Annotated in this window: 19 protein-coding genes and 2 pseudogenes; 15 read left to right on the plus strand and 6 right to left on the minus strand. The window is 43.8% G+C overall.

Annotated features, from left to right (window positions below):
- Nucleotides 1–88: 88 nt before the first annotated feature.
- The 6 genes from truA (at nucleotide 89) to purF (ending at nucleotide 5,969) form a co-directional block, all read left to right on the plus strand.
- Nucleotides 89–883, plus strand: coding sequence for a tRNA pseudouridine(38-40) synthase TruA (gene truA, locus OCV19_RS04570; protein WP_004734161.1), 795 nt, complete (start codon nucleotides 89–91; stop codon nucleotides 881–883).
- A gap of 176 nt (nucleotides 884–1,059) precedes the next feature.
- A complete protein-coding gene (gene accD / locus OCV19_RS04575) occupies nucleotides 1,060–1,986 on the plus strand; it encodes an acetyl-CoA carboxylase, carboxyltransferase subunit beta (RefSeq protein ID WP_017062348.1) in 927 nt (308 codons plus the stop codon).
- A gap of 42 nt (nucleotides 1,987–2,028) precedes the next feature.
- Complete coding sequence (gene folC / locus OCV19_RS04580) at nucleotides 2,029–3,291, plus strand: bifunctional tetrahydrofolate synthase/dihydrofolate synthase (RefSeq protein WP_065675639.1); 1,263 nt, start codon at nucleotides 2,029–2,031, stop codon at nucleotides 3,289–3,291.
- Nucleotides 3,292–3,867 carry an SPOR domain-containing protein gene (locus OCV19_RS04585; RefSeq protein WP_065675640.1) on the plus strand — a complete coding sequence of 192 codons (576 nt, stop codon included), beginning with the start codon at nucleotides 3,292–3,294 and terminating at the stop codon, nucleotides 3,865–3,867. It begins immediately after the preceding gene.
- A 61-nt stretch (nucleotides 3,868–3,928) separates the two neighbouring features.
- Nucleotides 3,929–4,420, plus strand: a complete 492-nt coding sequence (locus OCV19_RS04590) for a CvpA family protein (RefSeq protein WP_009848678.1) — start codon at nucleotides 3,929–3,931, stop codon at nucleotides 4,418–4,420.
- 34 nt (nucleotides 4,421–4,454) lie between these two features.
- Nucleotides 4,455–5,969 (plus strand): amidophosphoribosyltransferase, encoded by a 1,515-nt coding sequence (purF, locus tag OCV19_RS04595; RefSeq protein ID WP_017066676.1) that lies wholly within the window; start codon nucleotides 4,455–4,457, stop codon nucleotides 5,967–5,969.
- Between the two features lie 121 nt (nucleotides 5,970–6,090).
- On the opposite strand, the gene OCV19_RS04600 is transcribed toward purF, so the two are convergent.
- On the minus strand, nucleotides 6,091–6,966 hold the full coding sequence (locus OCV19_RS04600; RefSeq protein ID WP_017067604.1) for a LysR family transcriptional regulator: 876 nt from the start codon (nucleotides 6,964–6,966) through the stop codon (nucleotides 6,091–6,093).
- 228 nt (nucleotides 6,967–7,194) lie between these two features.
- On the opposite strand from OCV19_RS04600, the gene OCV19_RS04605 reads away from it, so the two are divergent.
- The 8 genes and pseudogenes from OCV19_RS04605 to OCV19_RS04640 form a co-directional block, all read left to right on the plus strand.
- Nucleotides 7,195–8,298 carry a response regulator gene (locus OCV19_RS04605; protein ID WP_065675641.1) on the plus strand — a complete coding sequence of 368 codons (1,104 nt, stop codon included), beginning with the start codon at nucleotides 7,195–7,197 and terminating at the stop codon, nucleotides 8,296–8,298.
- 360 nt (nucleotides 8,299–8,658) lie between these two features.
- Nucleotides 8,659–9,030, plus strand: coding sequence for a YbaN family protein (locus tag OCV19_RS04610; RefSeq protein ID WP_029225617.1), 372 nt, complete (start codon nucleotides 8,659–8,661; stop codon nucleotides 9,028–9,030).
- A gap of 161 nt (nucleotides 9,031–9,191) precedes the next feature.
- The gene (apt, locus tag OCV19_RS04615) at nucleotides 9,192–9,737 is read left to right on the plus strand and encodes an adenine phosphoribosyltransferase (RefSeq protein WP_065675642.1); all 546 of its coding nucleotides are present in this window, start codon (nucleotides 9,192–9,194) and stop codon (nucleotides 9,735–9,737) included.
- An 18-nt stretch (nucleotides 9,738–9,755) separates the two neighbouring features.
- Nucleotides 9,756–11,972, plus strand: coding sequence for a DNA polymerase III subunit gamma/tau (gene dnaX / locus OCV19_RS04620; protein WP_065675643.1), 2,217 nt, complete (start codon nucleotides 9,756–9,758; stop codon nucleotides 11,970–11,972).
- Between the two features lie 152 nt (nucleotides 11,973–12,124).
- A complete protein-coding gene (locus OCV19_RS04625; protein WP_017062338.1) occupies nucleotides 12,125–12,454 on the plus strand; it encodes a YbaB/EbfC family nucleoid-associated protein in 330 nt (109 codons plus the stop codon).
- Nucleotides 12,455–12,532: 78 nt separating this feature from the next.
- Complete coding sequence (gene recR / locus OCV19_RS04630) at nucleotides 12,533–13,132, plus strand: recombination mediator RecR (RefSeq protein ID WP_019823189.1); 600 nt, start codon at nucleotides 12,533–12,535, stop codon at nucleotides 13,130–13,132.
- 72 nt (nucleotides 13,133–13,204) lie between these two features.
- Nucleotides 13,205–13,714, plus strand: a complete 510-nt coding sequence (locus OCV19_RS04635; protein WP_261875688.1) for a helix-turn-helix domain-containing protein — start codon at nucleotides 13,205–13,207, stop codon at nucleotides 13,712–13,714.
- Nucleotides 13,681–14,553 (plus strand): annotated as a pseudogene (locus OCV19_RS04640) (IS3 family transposase); the annotation flags it as partial. The gene OCV19_RS04635 and the pseudogene OCV19_RS04640, both read left to right, overlap by 34 nt.
- A 75-nt stretch (nucleotides 14,554–14,628) precedes the next feature.
- Here OCV19_RS04640 and aqpZ read toward each other — a convergent pair.
- From aqpZ to OCV19_RS04665, 5 genes are all read right to left on the minus strand, one after another.
- Nucleotides 14,629–15,318, minus strand: coding sequence for an aquaporin Z (gene aqpZ, locus OCV19_RS04645; protein ID WP_048610468.1), 690 nt, complete (start codon nucleotides 15,316–15,318; stop codon nucleotides 14,629–14,631).
- A gap of 242 nt (nucleotides 15,319–15,560) precedes the next feature.
- Nucleotides 15,561–16,367 (minus strand): endonuclease/exonuclease/phosphatase family protein, encoded by an 807-nt coding sequence (locus OCV19_RS04650; RefSeq protein WP_065677276.1) that lies wholly within the window; start codon nucleotides 16,365–16,367, stop codon nucleotides 15,561–15,563.
- Nucleotides 16,368–16,446: 79 nt separating this feature from the next.
- Nucleotides 16,447–18,075 (minus strand): PTS transporter subunit IIBC, encoded by a 1,629-nt coding sequence (locus tag OCV19_RS04655; RefSeq protein WP_065677277.1) that lies wholly within the window; start codon nucleotides 18,073–18,075, stop codon nucleotides 16,447–16,449.
- 59 nt (nucleotides 18,076–18,134) lie between these two features.
- Nucleotides 18,135–19,868, minus strand: coding sequence for an alpha-glucosidase (locus OCV19_RS04660; protein WP_065677278.1), 1,734 nt, complete (start codon nucleotides 19,866–19,868; stop codon nucleotides 18,135–18,137).
- Between the two features lie 68 nt (nucleotides 19,869–19,936).
- Nucleotides 19,937–20,902 (minus strand): LacI family DNA-binding transcriptional regulator, encoded by a 966-nt coding sequence (locus OCV19_RS04665; protein ID WP_017070321.1) that lies wholly within the window; start codon nucleotides 20,900–20,902, stop codon nucleotides 19,937–19,939.
- Nucleotides 20,903–21,042: 140 nt separating this feature from the next.
- On the opposite strand from OCV19_RS04665, the pseudogene OCV19_RS04670 reads away from it, so the two are divergent.
- Nucleotides 21,043–21,321, plus strand: a pseudogene (locus OCV19_RS04670) (DDE-type integrase/transposase/recombinase); the annotation flags it as partial.
- Between the last annotated feature and the right edge of the window lie 141 nt (nucleotides 21,322–21,462).

The following is a 21,462-nucleotide window of genomic DNA, read 5'->3' on the forward strand; positions in this document are numbered from 1 at the left end:
TTGTTTATTGAAGTTTTAGCCCCATCCTATTTGGGCTAGCACTGATTTCCGTATATACTTCTCGCCCATTTTCAAAGAGAACAAGAACATGAAAATTGCTTTAGGTATTGAATATAACGGTACCCACTACTTTGGTTGGCAGCGCCAACGAGACGTGAAAAGTGTCCAAGAAGAATTGGAAAAGGCTCTTTCAGTTGTCGCGAATCACCCTGTAGAAGTTATGTGCGCAGGTCGTACAGATGCCGGTGTTCACGGTACGGGACAAGTCGTTCACTTTGAAACTAATGTCGATCGTAAAATGGTGGCATGGACAATGGGCGCGAATGCCAACATGCCAAAAGATATTGCGGTTCGTTGGGCGACAGAAGTGAATGAGGATTTCCATGCTCGTTTCTCAGCAACTGCCCGCCGTTATCGCTACATTATTTTTAACCATGCACTTCGCCCAGGCATTTTGAATTCAGGCGTGAGCCATTATCATGGTCATCTTGATGAGAAAAAAATGCACGAAGCGGGTCAGTACTTACTTGGTGAGAATGACTTCACTTCGTTCAGGGCAACACATTGTCAATCCCGTAGCCCATGGAGAAACATGATTCACTTGAATGTGACTCGCCATGGACACTACATTGTGATCGATATTAAAGCGAATGCGTTTGTTCACCACATGGTGAGGAATATTACTGGTAGCCTTATTGCCGTTGGTAAGGGTGAGCAGAAACCAGAGTGGATCCAGTGGCTTTTAGAAGCTAAAGATCGAAAAGTAGCCGGCGCAACTGCAAAAGCGGAAGGTTTGTATCTGGTGGATGTTGATTATCCCGAACATTTTGAACTACCACGAGAGCCAATTGGTCCTCTATTTTTGCCGGATAATTTGAACTAAATGTGAGACTTAGGTTCAAAAATTATTACGGTTTAGTGCGTAAGATAGTCCCAGAAAATAGGTACAACCAGTTTTTTATCTACAGTCGCTGTTTTATGTGCTTTAATTCCCACGCATAATTCCCAAATTTATTTCTTTCGCAATCAAGCGGAAGAATCGAAACAAAAAGGTCTTCCATGAGTTGGCTTGAAAAGATTTTAGAAAAAAGCAACATCGTAACATCTCGTAAAGCGTCTATCCCTGAGGGTGTTTGGACTAAATGTACTTCTTGTGAGCAGGTTCTGTACCATGCTGAACTAGAGCGTAACCTAGAAGTATGTCCAAAATGTGACCATCACATGCGCATGAAAGCACGTCGTCGTCTGGATACATTCCTAGACAAAGGTGAACGTGTTGAACTAGGTGCTGATCTTGAGCCACAAGATAAGCTGAAATTTAAAGATTCTAAGCGTTACAAAGAACGTATCTCTGCTGCACAGAAAAACAGTGGTGAGACAGATGCACTAGTTGCAATGAAAGGCGAACTGCTTGGTTTACCTATCGTAGCGTGTGCTTTTGAATTCTCATTCATGGGCGGCTCAATGGGTTCTGTTGTAGGTGCTCGTTTCGTGAAAGCGGTAGATGCTGCTATCGAGAACAACTGTGGTTTAGTTTGTTTCTCTGCAAGTGGTGGTGCGCGTATGCAAGAGGCATTGATGTCTCTAATGCAAATGGCGAAAACCAGTGCTGCTCTAGAGCGTTTATCGGCGAAAGGCCTACCGTTTGTTTCAGTCATGACTGATCCAACAATGGGTGGTGTTTCTGCAAGTTTGGCGATGCTTGGCGATATCAACATTGGTGAGCCAAAAGCTCTTATCGGTTTCGCTGGACGTCGTGTAATTGAACAAACGGTACGTGAAGACCTTCCTGAAGGTTTCCAACGCAGTGAGTTCCTACTAGACCACGGTGCTATCGACATGATTGTTGACCGTCGTGAGATGCGTCAGCGCGTTGCAAGCCTTGTTGCTAAAATGACCAACCAGCCTTCACCATTAGTAGTTTCTGTGAACGATTCACCGAATGAAGCTACTTATGAAGTACCAGAAGCGCCAGAAAAAGGGTAAAGTACCTTCTAACAAACCAACTTAATTATGGTTATGAGTTAGATGAGTCAACAACCTATTCCTCAAGCCACATCCTCTTTGGAGATGTGGCTTGATTATTTATCAAACATCCACACAACCGCTATTGATCTTGGATTAGACCGAGTTCAGGCCGTCGCCTCTAAGGCAAACCTCACCAAACCTGCTCAACATGTTATTACTGTTGCCGGAACCAATGGCAAAGGCTCAACATGTGCATTGATGGAAGCGATTCTATTGGACGCTGGTTACTCAGTTGGTGTCTACAGCTCCCCTCACTTAATTCGCTATAACGAACGTGTTCGTATCAACGGCCAAGATCTATCTGATGAAAAGCTGGTTCAGTCTTTCGATTTCATTGAGAAAGAGCGTGGCGAAATCAGCCTGAGCTTTTTCGAATATGGCACTTTAGCGGCGTTACGCGTATTTCAAACTGAAGCGGTTGATGTTGTGCTTTTAGAAGTGGGTTTAGGCGGGCGTTTAGACGCGACCAATATCGTTGAGCATGATGTTTCTGTGATTACTAGTTTGGCTGTCGACCATGTTGACTGGCTAGGTGATGACATCAATGTGATTGGCTTTGAGAAAGCGGGCATTTATCGTAGCGGTAAACCCGCTATCTGTGGTCAACCCAAGCCACCGGCAACGGTTGCGGCACATGCTGATGATATTAAGGCTGAGTTCTACCAAGTCGGTATTCAATACACTTATGATGTTGACGGTGATACGTGGAACTGGCGCAGTGGTGCATTCCAACTAGAATCGCTACCTATTCCAAGCCTGCCGTTACCTAACGCTGCAACAGCGTTGATGGCATTGGGCACATCAGAGCTTAGTATTAGTGACGTGAACGTGGTTAACGGCATGAAGAATGCGCAGCTTCCTGGGCGTATGCAGCAAATTAGCGAACAACCCGTGATTGTGCTGGATGTGGCGCACAACCCGCATTCTGCTGAATACTTTGCGCAGCAAGTTACTAAGAAGTATGCAGGTAAAAATTTACACGTTGTAGTCGCGATGCTTCATGACAAAGATATTCCAGCAACATTGGAAGTATTAGCACCAATCGCAACTCATTGGTACCCAGCTTCATTGCAAGGGCCACGCGCAGCGACAGCTGCTGAATTGTGTCAAAGCCTACCTGAAGGCGTAGAGCAGCATTCAAACCCTGTCACAGCTTTTGAAGCGGCTTTAGCTTCTGTTAAAGGTGACGATGTTGTGTTGGTTGTCGGTTCTTTCCATACCGTGGGTGAAGTGTTGGAGCATTGGCAGAAAAAAGGAAACTAAATGGCAAGTAAATTCCAAAGCCGATTAGTCGGCACCATCATTTTAGTGGCCATTGGCGTGATTGTATTACCCGATGTGCTAGATGGTAAGAAGCTCCACTATAAAGAAGAGTTTGCAAGCATTCCGATTAAGCCTGAGCTTGATAGTAATGTTGAAGTGTTTGAAGTGCTCGATCCCGTTGAAGATCAGATAGCGCTACCAGATTCTCCGGTTGAGCAAGTGGTTGAAAGTGGTCGTACTGATAATTCAAACACGCAAACCGCGTCTTCTTCCAATAATAAAGAAGTAGACAAAGTGGCAGTCGTGGTTAAGCCAGTACCGGAAAAAAATGAATACCAAGACAGTGCTTGGATTATTCAATTGATGGCTTTGAAGAATGCTGACAACGCAAAAAACGTTGTTAAGGATCTGCAAAAGCGTGGTTATCAGGCTCACACCAAGCAAGAAAAAACTTTTACGCGAGTAATTATTGGCCCGGATGTCTCTAAATCCAAACTTGAGCGACAAATTAAGGAATTAGAAAAAATTACGGGTTCAAAAGGCCAGTTGCTCAAATTTAAACCGTTAAATCCATAAGAAAACGTTTGCGTCAGCATTTTTTCTGTTAAAATGCGCGCCAACTTAAGATGAAGAATTCATGAATTGGTTAGATTTTGTCATTTTAGGCGTGATCGGCTTCTCTGCCGTGATCAGTTTAGTTCGTGGTTTCGCTAAAGAAGCCTTGTCACTCGTTATTTGGTTTGGAGCATTTTTTATTGCTAGCCAGTACTACGCTAAATTAGCGATGTACTTCACCAATATCGAAGATGAGATGTTTCGAAACGGAACTGCGATAGCAGCATTGTTTGTTGCAACGTTAGTTGTGGGTGCCTTAGTTAACTATGTCATCGGTCAACTAGTTCAGAAAACAGGCCTGTCAGGTACAGACAGAATCCTCGGTGTCGTCTTTGGTGGCTTACGTGGTGTTTTGATTGTTTCTGCAGTGTTGTTTTTCATGGATGCGTTTACTGCATTCCCAAGTTCTGAGTGGTGGAAGAATTCGCAATTGGTTCCGGAATTTAGTCGAATCATTGCGCCATTCTTCGAGCATTTACAAGCAACATCTAGTTTCTTATCTGGCGCGCTCTAGCGCCAGTTAATGTCGAAAAATCGAGGATTAGGACATGTGTGGTATTGTTGGAATCGTGGGTTCAACACCTGTAAACCAGTCTATTTATGACGCTTTAACGGTATTGCAGCATCGTGGCCAAGATGCCGCTGGTATTTGTACCATAGAAAGCAATCGTTTCCGTCTGCGTAAGGCGAACGGTTTAGTAAAAGATGTTTTTGAAGCAAAACACATGCAGCGCCTACAAGGTGAAGTTGGTATTGGCCATGTTCGTTATCCTACTGCGGGTAGTTCAAGTGCGTCTGAAGCTCAGCCTTTCTACGTAAACTCTCCTTTTGGCATTACGTTGGCGCACAACGGTAACCTGACGAACGCAAACGAAGTTCGTGAGAAGTTGTTCGAAAAAGACCGTCGTCATGTAAACACAACCTCTGACTCTGAAGTTCTACTGAACGTATTAGCTCATGAGATCGATACCGTTAAAGGTAACGTAACTTCAGATGACGTTTTCCGCGCTGTGGCAAATGTGCACCGTACAATTCGTGGTGCTTACGCGGTAACTGCGATGATCATCGGCCACGGTATGATCGCATTCCGTGACCCACATGGTATTCGTCCACTGTGTCTTGGTAAGCGTGAAGTTCAAGGTAAAACAGAGTACATGGTTGCGTCTGAATCCGTAGCACTCGATGCTGTTGGTTTCGACTTCATGCGCGACGTAGCGCCAGGTGAAGCTATCTACGCAACGTTCGACGGTGAGCTTTTCACTAAGCAATGCGCAGACAATCCACAACTGAACCCATGTATCTTTGAGTTTGTATACTTTGCACGCCCAGATTCATTCATCGACAAAATCTCGGTTTACAGCGCACGCGTTGAGATGGGTGAGATGCTTGGTAAGCGTATTAAAGAAGAGTACGCAGACTTAGATATTGATGTGGTTATCCCAATCCCTGAAACATCAAACGATATTGCGCTACGAATCGCTCAAGCGATCAATAAGCCATACCGTCAAGGTTTCGTGAAAAACCGCTATGTTGGTCGCACGTTCATCATGCCAGGTCAGCAACAGCGTAAGAAGTCGGTTCGCCGTAAGCTCAACGCAATTCGCTCTGAGTTTAAAGGTAAGAACGTTCTTCTGGTTGACGACTCTATCGTTCGCGGCACAACATCAGAGCAAATCATTGAGATGGCTCGTGATTCTGGCGCAAACAAGGTTTTCATGGTTTCAGCGGCTCCAGAGGTTCGCTTCCCTAACGTTTACGGCATTGATATGCCGAGCGCGACAGAGCTGATTGCTCATGGTCGTGATAACGAAACGATTTGTAAGCAGATTGGCGCAGACGCCTTGATTTTCCAAACGCTACCAGATCTGATTTCTGCAGTGGGCATGGGCAATCAAGACATCTCTCGTTTCGATACTTCTGTATTTAACGGCGAGTATGTAACGGGCGATATCGACCAAGCGTACCTAGATTTCCTAGACTCTTTACGTAATGACGACTCAAAGGTTCAACGTGAGATTCAACAAGATCTTGCTAACTTAGAGTTACACAACGAAGGCGCTTAATTAGCGTTTCGTCAGTAATAAAGAGTTTTGCTAGCAATGATTCATTATTGCTAGCGATACAGAAAATAAAAAACCAGAGCATTGGCTCTGGTTTTTTTGTTTGTGGAGAAGGGGATTGACCTTAATGAATGTGGTACGCGATCACAAAATCAATAAACAATCTCACTTTCTCTGGTAGATGGTCTTTGTGGTTATAAAGCATGTAGATATCACGAGGGTTGGCGCTCCAGTCTTCTAAGACTTGCACTAAGCTGCCATCTTCAATGTATTCACGAATCATCACGTCAGGCATTAGGGTGATACCTAGGCCTTCTGAGCACGCTTGTCTCACGACATTAAGCGCATTGGCGTTGAAACGACCTTTCTCGCTATTTACCACTGTCTCTTCATTCGAATTACTCAGCTGCCATTTAATCAGCGGGTAGCCTTTGAGTAGCGAATGGTTCGCTAGCTCTTCAGCATGGCTTGGAGCTGGGTTCTTCGCTAAGTACTCAGGGCTCGCGATAAGAATATCTTTGACTTCACTGATTTTTCGAGCGATTAGGCTTGAATCACGCTGCGGGCCGACACGGAAAATTACGTCCCACTCAGTTGGATCCAGCTGATCCGCTTGGTTGTTCATCATCAGCTCAATATTGATATCAGGGTATTGAGTCATGAATTCACTGAACATTGGCATCATCATGCGCTTTGTCAGATTTGAAGGTGCCGTAATACGAATCTTACCGGAAGCGCCTTTGCACACGTCAGTTAACTCTTCTGCAGTAGAAGAGAGACGTTGCAATAGCGGAGAGCATTCATTGAAGAAACGTTCGCCTGCCTCTGTTAAAGAAAGTTTACGCGCGTGTCTATTGAGAAGCCTAAGGTTCAAAGAATCTTCTAAGGCTTGGATGCGTCGTGTGATGGTCGCAACCGGAATCATAGTCTTGCGCGATGTTGCGGTGTAGCTCCCATTTTCAACGACGAGTCGAAAGAGGTTTAAATCATCTAATTTCATAAATCCAGACACATTTGTTTACAATCTCATCTAATTTATACGTAACAGTGAGATCAATGTTTGCGTTACGTCAACTCGTTGCACTATTTACAAGTATTCCAACCCTCGTCACGAATTACCAGTAAAGAGTGCAAATTTGTGTATTTAACATTTTATTACTAAGTTTTATATTAGTTCTTAGAACAGATAACAATAATAATTCGACTTAGTTTTGTGAGGTTATAGATTATGTACAAAACTCACAGTCAGCCAGTAATGACCTCGGCTCAGGAAGTAATTAACCAAAAATGCGTGATGTTGGTTGATGATGATCCTATTTTTCGCCGTATAACTAGCGCGTACCTAGACAAGGTCGGTTATAGAGTGGTTGAGGCTGAAAATGGACTGGACGCTTTGCAGAAACTTAGAGACTCAGCGCCAGATTTAATTGTGTGTGACTTATCAATGCCAATACTTGATGGCATCGAGCTTGTGGAAGAGCTCAGTTTAGAGTACCCGTCACTGCCTATGATCGTGGTGTCCGGCACTGATGATATGTCTGATGTGGCGAAAGCCTTGCGATTTGGTATTAAAGACTTCTTGGCGAAGCCGTTAGAGGATCACCGCCACCTAGGAAGTGCGATTGCGAATACATTGACAGATTCGTTCGATAACATTTCAGACCAACGAGATTTTTCGAGTCAGTGGTTCTGTGTGGATGACGGGGGAGAGATCCCTGAAGACCAAGAACTGCATTGGCATCTGAATTACCTTCAAGATAACCCAAGCGCAGCAAAAGACTTACTGCATGCGTTGCTTCCAGAGAAAGATACGCGACAAGGCTCTTGGCGTTGCAGTTACCGTTTACTGCAATCAACAGAGATGATGCCACTTGTGTTTGATTATGCGTGGATGATGAACGGGCAGTTTGCTTTTTACCTCGTCGATTCATCGTCTTCTGATAATGGCGGCTCCGCGACAACATTGTTAGTGAGAGCGCTGTTCCACGATTACATAAGAAACAGAAAAGATTTTAATGTTGATCTCAAAGATATTGCTGAGATCTTAGAGAAGGGGATTCGTTGCTCTAAATGCTCCACCCCAGTGAATGCCTTGTTTGGTGTTGCAGACCTTGCCGAGGGAACCATCTCCATTTTGCCTGCGGGTCTAGACGGGCAATGGTCGAATGGTGAATTGAATCAATATATTGCAGCAGGTGAGCGCTTGGGCGAGAACTGCAAGAAGAACTTTATTACGCGGGACCTTCCGATCGAACAGGGCTGCCAACTGTCGTTGAGCCTACTTGGATCGGCAAGTTTTAGTTTAGACATACACCAAGGGTCTACCGATTAACCCTATATTTCCTCGGTTTTTGTGAATAATTGATTAAGGTATAGTTGCGCAAATGGTGTGGCTATGCCTTTTTTGTTAAATGTCGATTTAGCAAAGCGGGTTTGGTTCGCCGGATACTTACCTTTACTAACAAAAACAAGAAGCAATCATGGCAGATAACAAAGACTTTCAAGACCCGTTTAATGTATTCTACTTTTTAGGATTTTTAGCCGCATTTTTAATGATTCCATTGCTACCAGCAACACTTACGTTGATCCGTGTATTTAATGGTTACGCAACATTCTAGTTAAGCTGTCGTCGCCGATTGGTGACAGCTAACTCAAGGAGGCCACAATTAGCGTTCGAGTTTTAAGCCTCAATATTGCTGGTGGCCTTTGTATATTTCTCGCAGTTCTAGGGATAGTTTTGCCCGTTCTGCCAACCACTCCTTTTCTCCTTCTTGCCAGCGCATGCTTCATGCGAAGCAATCCGAAAGTTCATAAATGGATGCATGAGCACAAAACGCTGGGTCCTTTGTTGAACAATTGGTATCAACACGGTGCCGTCACCAAACAAGTTAAAACGCGTGGCGTATTCTTTATCTTGTTGAGTTTTGCGTTATCCATCTACTTTGCCCCTATCATTTGGGTCAAGGCTTTCCTAATTTGCGTACTTGTTATTCTTCTCACATGGTTTATGCGACTTCCAACCCATGAGTTGGTTGCTGACAGCAAAGAAAATCACTACCATTAAGCCAGTGTGCCTGCTTGTATAGCGGGCGTTTATTATTTCAGCAATCAGAGTTATGACTCTTGTTGCAATGAATACCAATCGTACCTTTCCTTAATTCCAAGCGTTGATGTTTGATTCGTTAACGAGAGTTTGGAAAGCGGCCTAATGAAGTGCATAAGATTATGAACACAGAAAAAATCTCTCTGATCAAAGCAAGCATCAAAAGCATTCCTGATTACCCTAAAGCGGGTATTTTGTTCCGTGACGTAACAAGCTTGATGGAAGATCCAGCAGCTTACAAAGCGACGATCGAACTGCTAGCGGAAACATACAAGGACATGGGCTTTACTAAGATCGTTGGTACTGAAGCTCGTGGTTTCCTATTTGGTGCGCCTCTTGCACTTGAGCTAGGTGTTGGCTTCATTCCTGTTCGTAAGCCGGGCAAACTGCCTCGTCAAACTGTGGCACAATCTTATGAGCTTGAGTACGGCACCGACACTCTAGAAATCCATACTGATGCTATCGTTGAAGGCGATAAAGTGTTGATGGTTGATGATTTGCTAGCAACGGGCGGTACGATTGAAGCAACAACAAAGTTGATTCGTCAGCTTGGTGGTGTGGTAGAACACGCTGCATTTGTTATTAACCTTCCAGAAATCGGTGGTGACAAGCGCTTACAAGGCTTAGGTCTAGAAGTGTTTAGCATCTGCGAATTCGACGGTCATTAATCCTTTTCGGAATTATTCATGAGCTATCTTGCGTTAGCGCGAAAATGGCGACCAACCAAATTCAAAGAAGTGGTTGGTCAAGCCCATGTTTTAACAGCATTAGAGAATGCCCTTAGCCAGAATAGGTTGCACCACGCATACCTGTTCAGCGGTACACGAGGTGTTGGTAAAACAACCATCGGTCGTTTGTTTGCTAAGGGACTCAACTGTGAAACAGGCATTACCTCAACCCCTTGTGGTGAATGTGCAACCTGTAAAGAAATCGATGAAGGTCGCTTTGTTGACCTGCTCGAGATCGATGCGGCATCACGAACTAAGGTAGAAGATACCCGCGAGCTTCTGGACAATGTTCAGTACAAGCCTGCACGTGGTCGCTTCAAGGTTTACCTAATCGATGAAGTCCACATGCTTTCCAGGCACAGCTTTAACGCGCTTCTAAAGACCTTAGAAGAGCCGCCTGAGTATGTGAAATTCTTGCTCGCAACAACGGATCCACAGAAGCTTCCAGTAACGATCTTGTCGCGTTGTTTGCAGTTCCATCTTAAGCCGATCAGCGTTGATAATATTCACGAGCAGCTCGATCATATTCTTGAACAAGAAGATGTGACGTCTGAATCTCGTGCGCTTGGAATGATTGCTCATGCTGCTGATGGCAGTATGCGTGATGCGCTAAGCCTTACAGACCAAGCTATCGCATTGGGTAATGGCAATGTCGTAACAGATACTGTTGCTCACATGCTCGGAACACTGGATACCGACCAAGCTATCCACTTGCTTGAAGCGATTAGCAGTAAGCAGCCACAGCAAGCGATGGCGTGTATCCAAAGCCTTGCTGAGAACGGTGTTGAGTGGGATGGTTTGCTGAATCAGCTTGCGGCCCAACTGCATCGTCTTGCGATGTTCCAAGCTTTGCCATCTACATTAGATAAGGCACAGCCTGACGCAGAGAAGCTTGAACTACTGAGCAAAGCGCTTTGCCCACAAGACATTCAACTCTACTACCAGATCGTGTTGAAAGGTCGTGAAGACTTACCATTGTCGCCAACCGCTCGCGTTGGTATTGAGATGGTGGTTTTACGCATGTTGGCATTTAGACCAGCTGAACAAGCGGTTGCTTCGGCAATCTCGACTCAGTCGGCAAGCCCAGCGCCAGTTCCAGCAGCTCAAGCTCAGAACGTTGCTCAGTCAGTGAGTCAACCTGTGCCAATGGCAGCTCCGAGACAGCCTCAGATGCAACAACAGGCGCCTCAACAGCAGCCTATGCAGCAGCAACCGGTGCAGCAGAATCCAGCACAGTATTCAGATTCGCAAGGTTACGCTGATCACGCAGGTAACCAAGGTTATCCAGAACAGGATTACTCGCATAGCCAGTATGACGCGCCTCCGGCTTATGATGAGCGTCCAAGCTACGGTGCAGATCAGCCTCATCAGCAACAAACGAATTATCAAAACCAGAGTCCGGTTCAACAGCCAAGCGTTGCACCTTCTGCTCCGCAAGAGCAGCCAGCGCGTGCAACTTCGCCTGTGAGTGGTTTACGCCACCAATTACGTTCTCAACGTAGAGGCAGCGCGGCAACAGAAAACAAAGGCTCGGCGCCAAAAAAGGCTAAAGCGACACCAGCTAAAACTTCAGTTCTTGATCGAGTTGCTCAGCAACACGGTGGTTCTGAGCGGGTGTCGCCAGCTTCTTTATCAGCCTCTTCGACAGAAAATGTGACCAACGATAATGAACCTTATCGCTGGAAACCGTCTAAACCTGTAGTGAAAGAGGTGAGCAAAGAGCTTACACCTACTCAGATCAAGCGTGCGTTAGAGCATATTAAGACACCAGAAATGGTCGATAAATTGCTTCAAGAGTCGATTGCTCAAGATGAATGGTCCGCCACGATTCAAAAGCTAGAGACAGCCAAGCTTGTTGAACAGTTAGCATTGAACTCAGTGTTTGCTAAAAACGACACATCAATCACTTTAACGTTAAGAGCGAGCCAAGCTCACTTGAATACGGACCGCGCGCAGAGTGAGTTATTGCAGTCTCTCAATACTGTGCTTGGAGAAGAGTGTCATTTGAGTGTTGAAATCGGTGATGGTGGAGAAACGCCGCTAGAATTACGAGAACGACTGTATCAAAGTAAGTTGAAAGATGCGTTTACCGCTTTAGAAAACGATGCCAACGTACAGTTCATCGAAAGACGTTTTGCCGCTGAACTCGACAGAGACAGCGTTCGTCCTATCTAGAACGTTTTCTTGTTTAGTGACCGGCGTATCATCCCAGATAAGCAAATCTGAGAACTGAACATCGAGGGGTTGAATCACACAGTTTTAACCCCCATTTAAGCTCGTATAGCTTAATTAATTTTAATAAACCAATTAGACCAGAGAGTATTAACATGTTTGGTAAAGGCGGTATGGGCAACATGATGAAGCAAGCCCAGCAAATGCAAGAGCGCATGCAAAAGCTTCAAGAAGAAATCGCAAATATGGAAGTTACAGGTGAGTCAGGTGCTGGCCTTGTAAAAGTAACGATCACTGGTAGCCACAGCGTTCGCCGTGTTGATATCGATGAAAGCCTAATGGAAGACGATAAAGAGATGCTTGAAGATCTTATCGCTGCTGCTTTCAACGATGCGGCTCGTCGCGTTGAAGAAACTCAAAAAGAGAAAATGGCTAGCGTAACTGGTGGAATGCAACTTCCACCAGGTATGAAGATGCCTTTCTAAGTAACTTATTCTTAAAGGTTAATTCAGGTGGTGGTTTGTATTGAACAGGCTATTACTTGAAAATTAGAACGGTTAAATATGCGTACCAGTCATATGCTGGAGCATTTGATGGAGGCCTTACGTTGTCTACCTGGGGTTGGCCCCAAGTCGGCGCAGCGTATGGCCTTTCATTTGTTACAGCGCGATAGAAAAGGCGGCCTACAATTGGCTGAAGCTCTAAGCCAAGCAATGACCGAAATTGGTCACTGTAATGAGTGCCGTACTTTTACTGAAGAAGATACTTGCCACATTTGTACCAATCCTAAACGTCAGGAAAATGGTCAAATCTGTGTAGTAGAGAGCCCTGCAGACATTGCAGCAATAGAAGCGACTGGCCAATATTCAGGTCGTTACTTTGTATTGATGGGTCACCTTTCACCACTTGATGGTATTGGTCCAAGTGACATCGGTCTTGATGTTTTGGACTACCGCCTGCGTCGTGGTGATATCTCTGAAGTAATCCTAGCGACTAACCCAACAGTTGAAGGGGAAGCAACAGCGCATTACATTGCTGAGCTATGTAATGCCCATGAAGTGAACGCTAGCCGTATCGCTCATGGTGTTCCCGTTGGTGGTGAGCTAGAGCTGGTGGATGGCACCACGCTTTCGCACTCCTTACTCGGTCGTCATAAGATCTAAAAAAGCCGCTTGGTGAATCATCACTATGAACTGACCCCCAATAGTTGGACGCCAATTATTGGGGGTCTTTTTATGTCCAAATATAGCCGAGAGCTAAAATGTATCATTGCTAAGCAATACTTAGATGGCACGTCATCTCTCTACTTAGCAAAACAATATTCAATTTCTTCAAGGCAGATACGGTATTGGGCTCAAGTCTTTGCCATCCATGGTACTGATTCATTTTTACCAACTAAGCATGCCGCGACTGCTCAAACAAAACGAAAAGCATTGAATTTAATGTGGGCGAATGAATGGTCTCTCACGCACACTAGCGCTGTATTAAACCTCTCATCCCCTGGGATACTCTCTGTCTGGCTCAAACGATTTAATGAGCTCGGTATCAAGGGGCTCAAAATGCGCCAGAAAGGAAGACCCTCAATGAAACAGCAACCTCAACGAACCACTAAGCCTGATAATGAAATGACACTTGAGGAGCTAAAAGAGGAGTTAGTCTACTTACGAACCGAGAATGCTGTTTTAAAAAAGTTGGAAGAGTTGGAGCAGGAAAAAAACCGTCGAACAAAGAAAAAGCGGTCATAGCTCTAACTCTTAAAGGCAAGTACCCGTTGAAGCACTTACTGCAGACTCTACAGCTGGCAAAAAGTGTCTTTTATTATCAGGCTCAAACGAGCAAGCGCCCAAATAGCTACGAACGTGAGCTGCGGTTGATAAAGTCAATTTATCATGAACATAAGGGCCGATACGGTTATCGTCGTATTCATTTAGAACTAAAAAATCAGGGGGTCGCGCTTAATCACAAAACGGTTCAAAGGCTTATGGCTCAGCTCAACCTTAAATCGACGGTCAGGATTAAAAAGTACCGTTCATACCGAGGAGAGTCTGGAACAGCTGCTCCCAACGTGCTTGAAAGAGATTTTAGTGCGACTCAACCCGATGAAAAGTGGGTAACTGATGTCACGGAGTTCAAAGTCAAAGAGCAGAAAGTATACTTGTCTCCCGTTGTCGACTTGTTTACTCAGGAAGTGGTAGCTTATAGAGTGGCCAAAAATGCCTGCTTGCCGCTTGTCACGGATATGCTGACGGAGGCTATATCAACGCTTAAACCCAACTCAAAGCCAATTATACACAGCGATCAAGGTTGGCAATATCGCCATCGACAGTATCAGAAAAAGGTAGCGGAGAGTGGGTTAACGCAAAGCATGTCGAGAAAAGGTAACTGCTTGGATAATGCTGTTGCTGAAAACTTTTTTGCTTTACTCAAAACCGAGATGTATCACAACCAAAGCTTTGAAGATGCAGATGCTCTGATAGAGCAAATTAAAGAATACATCGAGTACTACAATACCAAACGTATAAAAGTGAAACTAAAAGGCCTGACTCCGATAGAATATCGAACTCAGGCCTTGAAAGCCGCTTAACAGAAATGTCCAACTTTATGGGGTCACTTCACTAAGCGGCTTTTTCTTTTATTGTTTTAGACGTTTTTTCAGAGCTTAATCTGAACCTCTTACCGCTTTGTATATCATCGCGCCAATCACGGCACCAATAATCGGTGCAACCCAGAATAGCCATAATTGCGAAACGGCCCAGTCACCGACAAATACAGCCACACCAGTACTTCGAGCAGGGTTCACAGAGGTGTTGGTTACAGGAATACTGATAAGGTGAATCAAGGTTAAACAGAGACCAATTGCGATAGGTGCAAAACCTGCGGGTGCTTTTGAATCAGTCGCTCCCATGATCACGAACAGGAATACCATGGTCATGACCACTTCACAGACCAGTGCAGCGGTAAGTGAATAGCCGCCTGGTGAGTGTTCGCCGTAACCATTTGAAGCAAAGCCAGATGCCGCAGCGTCAAAGCCTGCTTGGCCTGACGCAATCACAAATAACACACCACCCGCGATAATACCGCCAATGACCTGGGCAATAATGTAGGGTGCGACGTCTTTGGCATCAAAGCGGCCACCGCTCCAAAGACCTATTGTAACAGCAGGGTTGAGATGACAGCCGGATATATGGCCAATAGCAAAAGCCATGGTGAGTACGGTTAAACCAAACGCGAGGGAAACCCCGAGTAAGCCGATACCTACATCGGGAAAAGCAGCGGCCAAGACGGCACTACCACAACCCCCTAACACCAACCAAAATGTACCGAACATTTCTGCAATATACCTATTCATAACGATCCTTATTAATCTGTACCAGTATCAACAAGATAGTTTAGATTTCGCAGAAGTGTGAAATCTTGTGTATATAGTTGAAAGAAAGAACAGAGAATCTTATGTAATCACTTCGAACTCGCACTAAAGATCGTTAAGGTCAGTCGTATTTTATCGCTATTTTAGCAAGCAAGAGTGACCTGATAATTCGCCGTATTTGTGTCAGTATTCGTTTTATTTAAACTACGATGAGTTGATAAAAATTAAGTAAGTTCTACTTCTACCAACACCCCAAAGTGATCTGATACAACCGGATAAAAATCGTGATTAAAAATCACCTTATGCTGCTTTACCACTACAGGCTGATTACTAAGCACTAAATCAATGCGTAGCGCTTGGCTGTTTTGCTCCCAACCATCAATGTTTTTAATGACAGTGGTTCCATCATCTTTGATTTCAGCAACTTCATAACAATCCATCAAACCGCGTTGTAATACGTAATCATAGCCTTCATTACGTATATAGCTTGGGTTGTTGAAATCGCCTAATAGAAAGCTCAACTCTGTTGGTAAAGTTGCCTTGATTCGGTCGAACTGATCCTCAAATGAGTTCTCTGAGTCATTCCACCAGCCACAATGACAATTAAAAAGATTAAAATCACCCTGTTGAGAGGTCACTTTAATACGCACTGCTCGCCGATGCTTCCAAAAGCTCACATCATAGTTATCACTTAAATCAATGACCTCATGTTCGACAATCGGTAGTCGCGTTAAAAATGAGAGCCCCTCTTGATATACTTCATAACTTTGATGAACGAAATCCCACGTAAGTTGGTAGTGATGACCGTATTCCATGAGTTTTTTCTGTAATAAATAACCATAGTTATTCGACAACACAGTGTGATTGGTTAATATATTGGCATCAACGGCCGGGCTATCTTGATGTTGATTCACTTCCTGTAATGCAACCACATCGGACCCTTGCTCGATAATGGCTTGCGCGACCACATCTAACTTTTCTAGCTGTTTTTCTTCTTGCCAACTGTGGGTATTTAGTGTCATTAACTTCATTATTATTCACTTATTTATTCTAGTGAGATAAAACGCAGCGCAAGGCTGCGTTTCTCGAGGTTATTTGATCTAAAAAGAATTACGCAGGTTGTGCTGAATATTTCTCTATTAACTTAGATTTAATAACATCCACCCCAGGGCCATAAATAACTTGTACACCCTGTTCTTTAATCACAGCACCAAGAGCCCCTGTCGGCTTCCATGACGCATATTCAGCAACCAACTTCGGATCATTAACTGTAATACGCAAGCGAGTCATACAAGCATCAATCTCAGCAATATTGGCACGGCCACCTAAATTCTGAATAATAATGTGCATCTTCTCATCTTCTGACATGGATTCTGAGCTTTCATCCAGGTAGTTACCCATACGACCCGGTGTTGGTAACTTCAATTTCACGATTAGGAAGCGGAACAATCCATAGTTAACCACAAAGAAAACAATAGAAACTAATGCAAAGCGAACCAGATCACCACCGATGCCCGCTGAAACCATCATAGGTATACGAGTGAGTAACTCAATCAAACCAAAGGCATGTACACGTAGGTCCATCACATCGACCAACGCAAATGCAACCCCTGTTAATACCGCATGCGCAACATATAAAACAGGAGCAATAAACATAAACATGAATTCAATAGGCTCGGTCACACCGGTTAATAACACGGCAAGACACGCAGATAAAAACATTGGCTTATATTGTGCGCGCTTATCACTATCAACACAGTGATACATCGCAAGTCCAATACCAATCAATGAAGAGGCTGCGATAATAACTTGGCCCGCTTTGAAGCGTGCTGGGTGCACCGTATCTAACAGATGTTGGTAAGTTGTCGGATCGCTTAATTTAAGATTATTTAAATCGCTAACCCAAGCAAGCCATAATGGGTCTTGACCATAAACACTTGAGCCCGCATTCATCCCAGTCATAAGCTCATAAGTACCACCCAACTCGGTGTAATTCATTGGAATAGTTAAAGTGTGGTGTAAACCAAATGGCAGTAATAAACGCTCTAACGTACCATACAAGAAAGGAGCAGTGATCGGCGCAGTGTCTTTAGAGGTAGCAATCCATTGACCAAAATCATTAAGCGCACCTTGAATTAAAGGCCATATTACCGATAAACCAAACGCAATAATCAGCGAATAGAAAATAACAACAAAAGGCACAAAGCGCTTACCGTTGAAAAATGCTAATGCCTGAGGTAAGCGAGCGAAGTCATGGTAGCGGTTAAATAAGTTGGCACCTAAATAGCCAGACATAATACCGATAAACACACCCATATTTAGGGCAGGAGCACCCAAAATATTCGTGAAGAATTGAGAGACAGGTAGCTCAGAACCAAATAGGCTCATCACAACCGCTTCTGGGTCACTGAGCATAGCGTTATCCACGCCCAATATAACCCCAGTGATACGGTTGATTAAGATGAAGGCAATTAGCGCGGCAAATGCGCCACCTGCACGCTCTTTTGCCCACGAGCCACCAATCGCGACCGCAAATAATAGGTGAAGGTTAACAATGATCCCCCAACCTATGTTTTCCATTATAGCGCCTAGTGTTTCAATGGCACCAAACCCACCCGCATACATTGCGACCACTTTACCTAGTGATATCATGATACCAGCGGCAGGCATCACCGCGATAACAACGATAAGGGACTTCCCAAATCGTTGCCAAAAATCAAACGATAGTAACTTACTCATAAATAGTTCCTTGATTTAAATACAGGCTAACGTTATCAGCGCCTAGCCATAAATATAATTTAATGCTTTCTTGCAAATATATACGCGGCATAAGCGGGGGCTATTTGCGTTGTTATAAAATCTGAGCGAACGTGTTCATTGTTAATATTCTGATTATCAAGCATTAACTCGCCTAATTGGGTGCAGTCGATATCAACAACGCTCTCTTGTGGACTTAAATTGGTAATAATGGTCCATGTCATATCTTGAGCAACACGTTGATAAACATAGATATTAGGATCGTTAGCTAGCAGTAATTGATAACGGCCAACCACTAAGCTTTCATGTGACTTACGCAAAGCAATCAACTGCTTATAGAAACCTAAGATCGAATTTGGATCTTGCTGTTGTTGCTCAACATTGATATCTGCATACTGTTGATTCACCGAGAACCAAGGTTGCACCTCAGAAAAACCGGCAAAATCCTGGTCATTCCATTGCATTGGCAAGCGACTGTGGTCGCGGGATACTTGATTTAACAAGGCTAAGATATCGGCATTGCTCTGACCTTGTTGCGATAGCTTTTGAATTAAATTTCTCGCAGACACATCGTTAAATTCGTCAAGAGAAGTAAACTGATGATTGACCATACCAATCTCTTGGCCCTGATAAATAAATGGAGTTCCTTTCATCAAGAAATAACAACTCGCTAACGCGGTAGCACTGGCATACCTAGAGTTAGGATCGGCAAAAGTATCAATACTACGAGCTTGATCGTGGTTTTCTAAATAAAGCGCATTCCAGCCTTTACCTTCTAAGGCATCTTGCCAACGCGATAAAATGCGTTTGAACGCCACGAGATCGAAATTCTCGTTGCTTTGTTCTTCCGACCATAGCTTCATGTGTTCAAACTGAAAAATCATGTTAAAAACACCACCTTGATCGTGCTCGGTCGCTTCAGCAACCCAAGGCAATGCGTTGTCGGCCGTCACCCCATTGGCCTCACCAACGGTCACAATATCAAAAGGCGAAAACGCCTGCTCTTTTAACTCATACAGGTGCTTTTCAATACCTTCAACATTCATGTGATAATCGAATGAAGAGACATACTTTTCACCCTTTGGATTGGGTAAAGAGGGTAAACCAGCTTGTTTCTGAATATGGCTAATTGCATCGACACGGAAACCATCAATACCTCGTTCCAACCACCAATGAATCATTTTAAATAGTGCTTGTTTAACTTCAGGATTTTCCCAATTAAGGTCAGGCTGTTTTTTAGAGAATAGATGTAAATAATACTGTGCGGTTTTGTCATCATATTCCCATGCACTACCATGAAAAATACTTTCCCAGTTATTAGGTTCGCAAGTCGGTTTTTCATCTGTTGACTCACAACCATCACGCCAAATGTACCAATCACGCTTAGGGCTATCTTTGTTGTCTCGAGATTCGATAAACCATGGATGCTCATCGCTAGTGTGGTTGATGACTAAATCCATAATAATGCGAATGCCACGTTCATGAGCAGCAGTGATTAATTTATCCACATCCTCAAGGGTTCCAAAGTCAGGATGAATCGCTTGATAGTCACTGATATCGTAACCGTTGTCATCATTCGGTGATGCGTAGAATGGGCAGATCCATATTAAATCAATGCCCAAATCAGCAAGATAATCCAGCTTAGCAATGATTCCATTGATATCGCCAATGCCGTCCTGGTTTGTATCATAAAAACTACGGGGATAAATTTGGTAGGCAGTTGCTTTCTTCCACCACGCGAGTGGTTTTGAGTGTAGATCAGTAGCGAGTGTCATCGGTTATACTATGTGTGTTATCGTTAACACATAGTGTTAAATGGAACCTATTTGGACTCAATACAATTTCAGAGAAACTGTGAACTTTCTCTCATTCTTATGTCGAATGTGCCTTCAACGGAACTGAAATCGCGCTTGAGCAATTTTTTGACAGCTTGGTAGCCCACTTGATAGTAGTTAAAAGCGACAGTAGTCAGGCTTGGGACTAACAAATCGCTGTAGTCATAGTCACCCATGCCTACAATCCATAAGTTATGACCAATCTTGAGTTGCTGTTCTTTGGCGCGACGATATAAACGAATAGCAATATTATCGGTGGCACAAAAGTAGACATGATTAGGCTGTAATTGAATTGCCTGGTAGCCGGCTTTGTCCTCCGAGTTGGCTAGAGCTTGTAGTGAAAAATTCAACTCAGGGACGGTGTCAGTAATGGTGGCTTGCATCAACTTAGTACGGCTGGAAAGCATACGCTCATCATAAATATAATGTACGGCTGCCAGCGGTGCCTGCTGTTGTTTTAACTGAGTGATGGTTTGGGAAACGAGTGCTTTAATTGCAGCATGGTCGGGGTAATATAAACAGCAATGGTGGGGGGTGTTTTTACCAATAAATAACACATTGTCTAAGGTTTGATAAAACGTCTCTTCGACACTGTGCTTTGAAGCAATAATAATAGTGCCCAATGCATTTAAGCCATTAAACTCTCTCACAGCTTGGCATTCTGACTCATGGTTAAACCCTGAGGCATGAAAAAGCATTCGTACTTGTGATTCATTGGCAGCCGCCAGCGCTCCTTTAATTACCAAACTAGTTGTATATGACTCAATGCGAGGAGCAACGAAACCAATAATATTAGATTGGCTACGAATGGAACGAGCAAATATATTAGGGGTATAATGGTTTTCTTTGACGATAGCATCAATTTTAAGGCGATTTTCAGCCGAGACATAACCGTCATTAAAGTAACGTGACACGGTCATTGTTGAAATTCCAAGCTGTCTTGAAATCTCCGCCATGGTCATTTTTTTACTCATCACATTTTCCTTCCATAATGTATTATTGCCATATTATCCAATATATTGGCTGACAACAAAGTAAATAAAAACGCTACCTGATGATATACACATAGTACTTCAAGTTTATAAGGTATTGTCCACTTCTCAACCTGAACTGAATGCCCGTAGTCACGACCTTGCTCGTTCAGGTCTTCAGTGCAACGACTGCTAATTTAAAAATGGGCAGGAGACATCACCGACGTAGCTACAAACAAATGTTGGCTATAATTAGTTGCCATTATTGACCTTTATTCAAGGCAAGTTATTGGTTGGTTTATGGGTACGAGAATGACGGCCTCACTGGTATGTGATGTCTTATCGATGGCTTTATTTCGCCGAGAGTTTCCTGAAACGGTTATTACTCATCGCGAGGTAGTCAGTACTGTTCGAAAGACTATTGAGGTCTCATAAGCACCTATAACCTAAAGCAAAGTATAAGTAGAAAAAGAAATTGATGGGATATAGAAAAGGGCTAATACCCCTATCTGGCAGGGTAGTTGTCACTGTTAAAATTTAACCAGTTTGGGCGATAAAGAGTA

Source organism: Vibrio celticus (assembly GCF_024347335.1).
GTDB lineage: Bacteria > Pseudomonadota > Gammaproteobacteria > Enterobacterales > Vibrionaceae > Vibrio > Vibrio celticus.

What these genes read in the sequence shown, in the direction of transcription:
- truA (WP_004734161.1), top strand. Translation starts at nt 89, where the DNA reads ATGAAAATTGCTTTAGGTATTGAATATAACGGTACCCACTACTTTGGT.
- accD (WP_017062348.1), top strand. Translation starts at nt 1,060, where the DNA reads ATGAGTTGGCTTGAAAAGATTTTAGAAAAAAGCAACATCGTAACATCT.
- folC (WP_065675639.1), top strand. Translation starts at nt 2,029, where the DNA reads ATGAGTCAACAACCTATTCCTCAAGCCACATCCTCTTTGGAGATGTGG.
- OCV19_RS04585 (WP_065675640.1), top strand. Translation starts at nt 3,292, where the DNA reads ATGGCAAGTAAATTCCAAAGCCGATTAGTCGGCACCATCATTTTAGTG.
- OCV19_RS04590 (WP_009848678.1), top strand. Translation starts at nt 3,929, where the DNA reads ATGAATTGGTTAGATTTTGTCATTTTAGGCGTGATCGGCTTCTCTGCC.
- purF (WP_017066676.1), top strand. Translation starts at nt 4,455, where the DNA reads ATGTGTGGTATTGTTGGAATCGTGGGTTCAACACCTGTAAACCAGTCT.
- OCV19_RS04600 (WP_017067604.1), bottom strand. Translation starts at nt 6,966, where the DNA reads ATGAAATTAGATGATTTAAACCTCTTTCGACTCGTCGTTGAAAATGGG.
- OCV19_RS04605 (WP_065675641.1), top strand. Translation starts at nt 7,195, where the DNA reads ATGTACAAAACTCACAGTCAGCCAGTAATGACCTCGGCTCAGGAAGTA.
- apt (WP_065675642.1), top strand. Translation starts at nt 9,192, where the DNA reads ATGAACACAGAAAAAATCTCTCTGATCAAAGCAAGCATCAAAAGCATT.
- dnaX (WP_065675643.1), top strand. Translation starts at nt 9,756, where the DNA reads ATGAGCTATCTTGCGTTAGCGCGAAAATGGCGACCAACCAAATTCAAA.
- OCV19_RS04625 (WP_017062338.1), top strand. Translation starts at nt 12,125, where the DNA reads ATGTTTGGTAAAGGCGGTATGGGCAACATGATGAAGCAAGCCCAGCAA.
- recR (WP_019823189.1), top strand. Translation starts at nt 12,533, where the DNA reads ATGCGTACCAGTCATATGCTGGAGCATTTGATGGAGGCCTTACGTTGT.
- OCV19_RS04635 (WP_261875688.1), top strand. Translation starts at nt 13,205, where the DNA reads ATGTCCAAATATAGCCGAGAGCTAAAATGTATCATTGCTAAGCAATAC.
- aqpZ (WP_048610468.1), bottom strand. Translation starts at nt 15,318, where the DNA reads ATGAATAGGTATATTGCAGAAATGTTCGGTACATTTTGGTTGGTGTTA.
- OCV19_RS04650 (WP_065677276.1), bottom strand. Translation starts at nt 16,367, where the DNA reads ATGAAGTTAATGACACTAAATACCCACAGTTGGCAAGAAGAAAAACAG.
- OCV19_RS04655 (WP_065677277.1), bottom strand. Translation starts at nt 18,075, where the DNA reads ATGAGTAAGTTACTATCGTTTGATTTTTGGCAACGATTTGGGAAGTCC.
- OCV19_RS04660 (WP_065677278.1), bottom strand. Translation starts at nt 19,868, where the DNA reads ATGACACTCGCTACTGATCTACACTCAAAACCACTCGCGTGGTGGAAG.
- OCV19_RS04665 (WP_017070321.1), bottom strand. Translation starts at nt 20,902, where the DNA reads ATGAGTAAAAAAATGACCATGGCGGAGATTTCAAGACAGCTTGGAATT.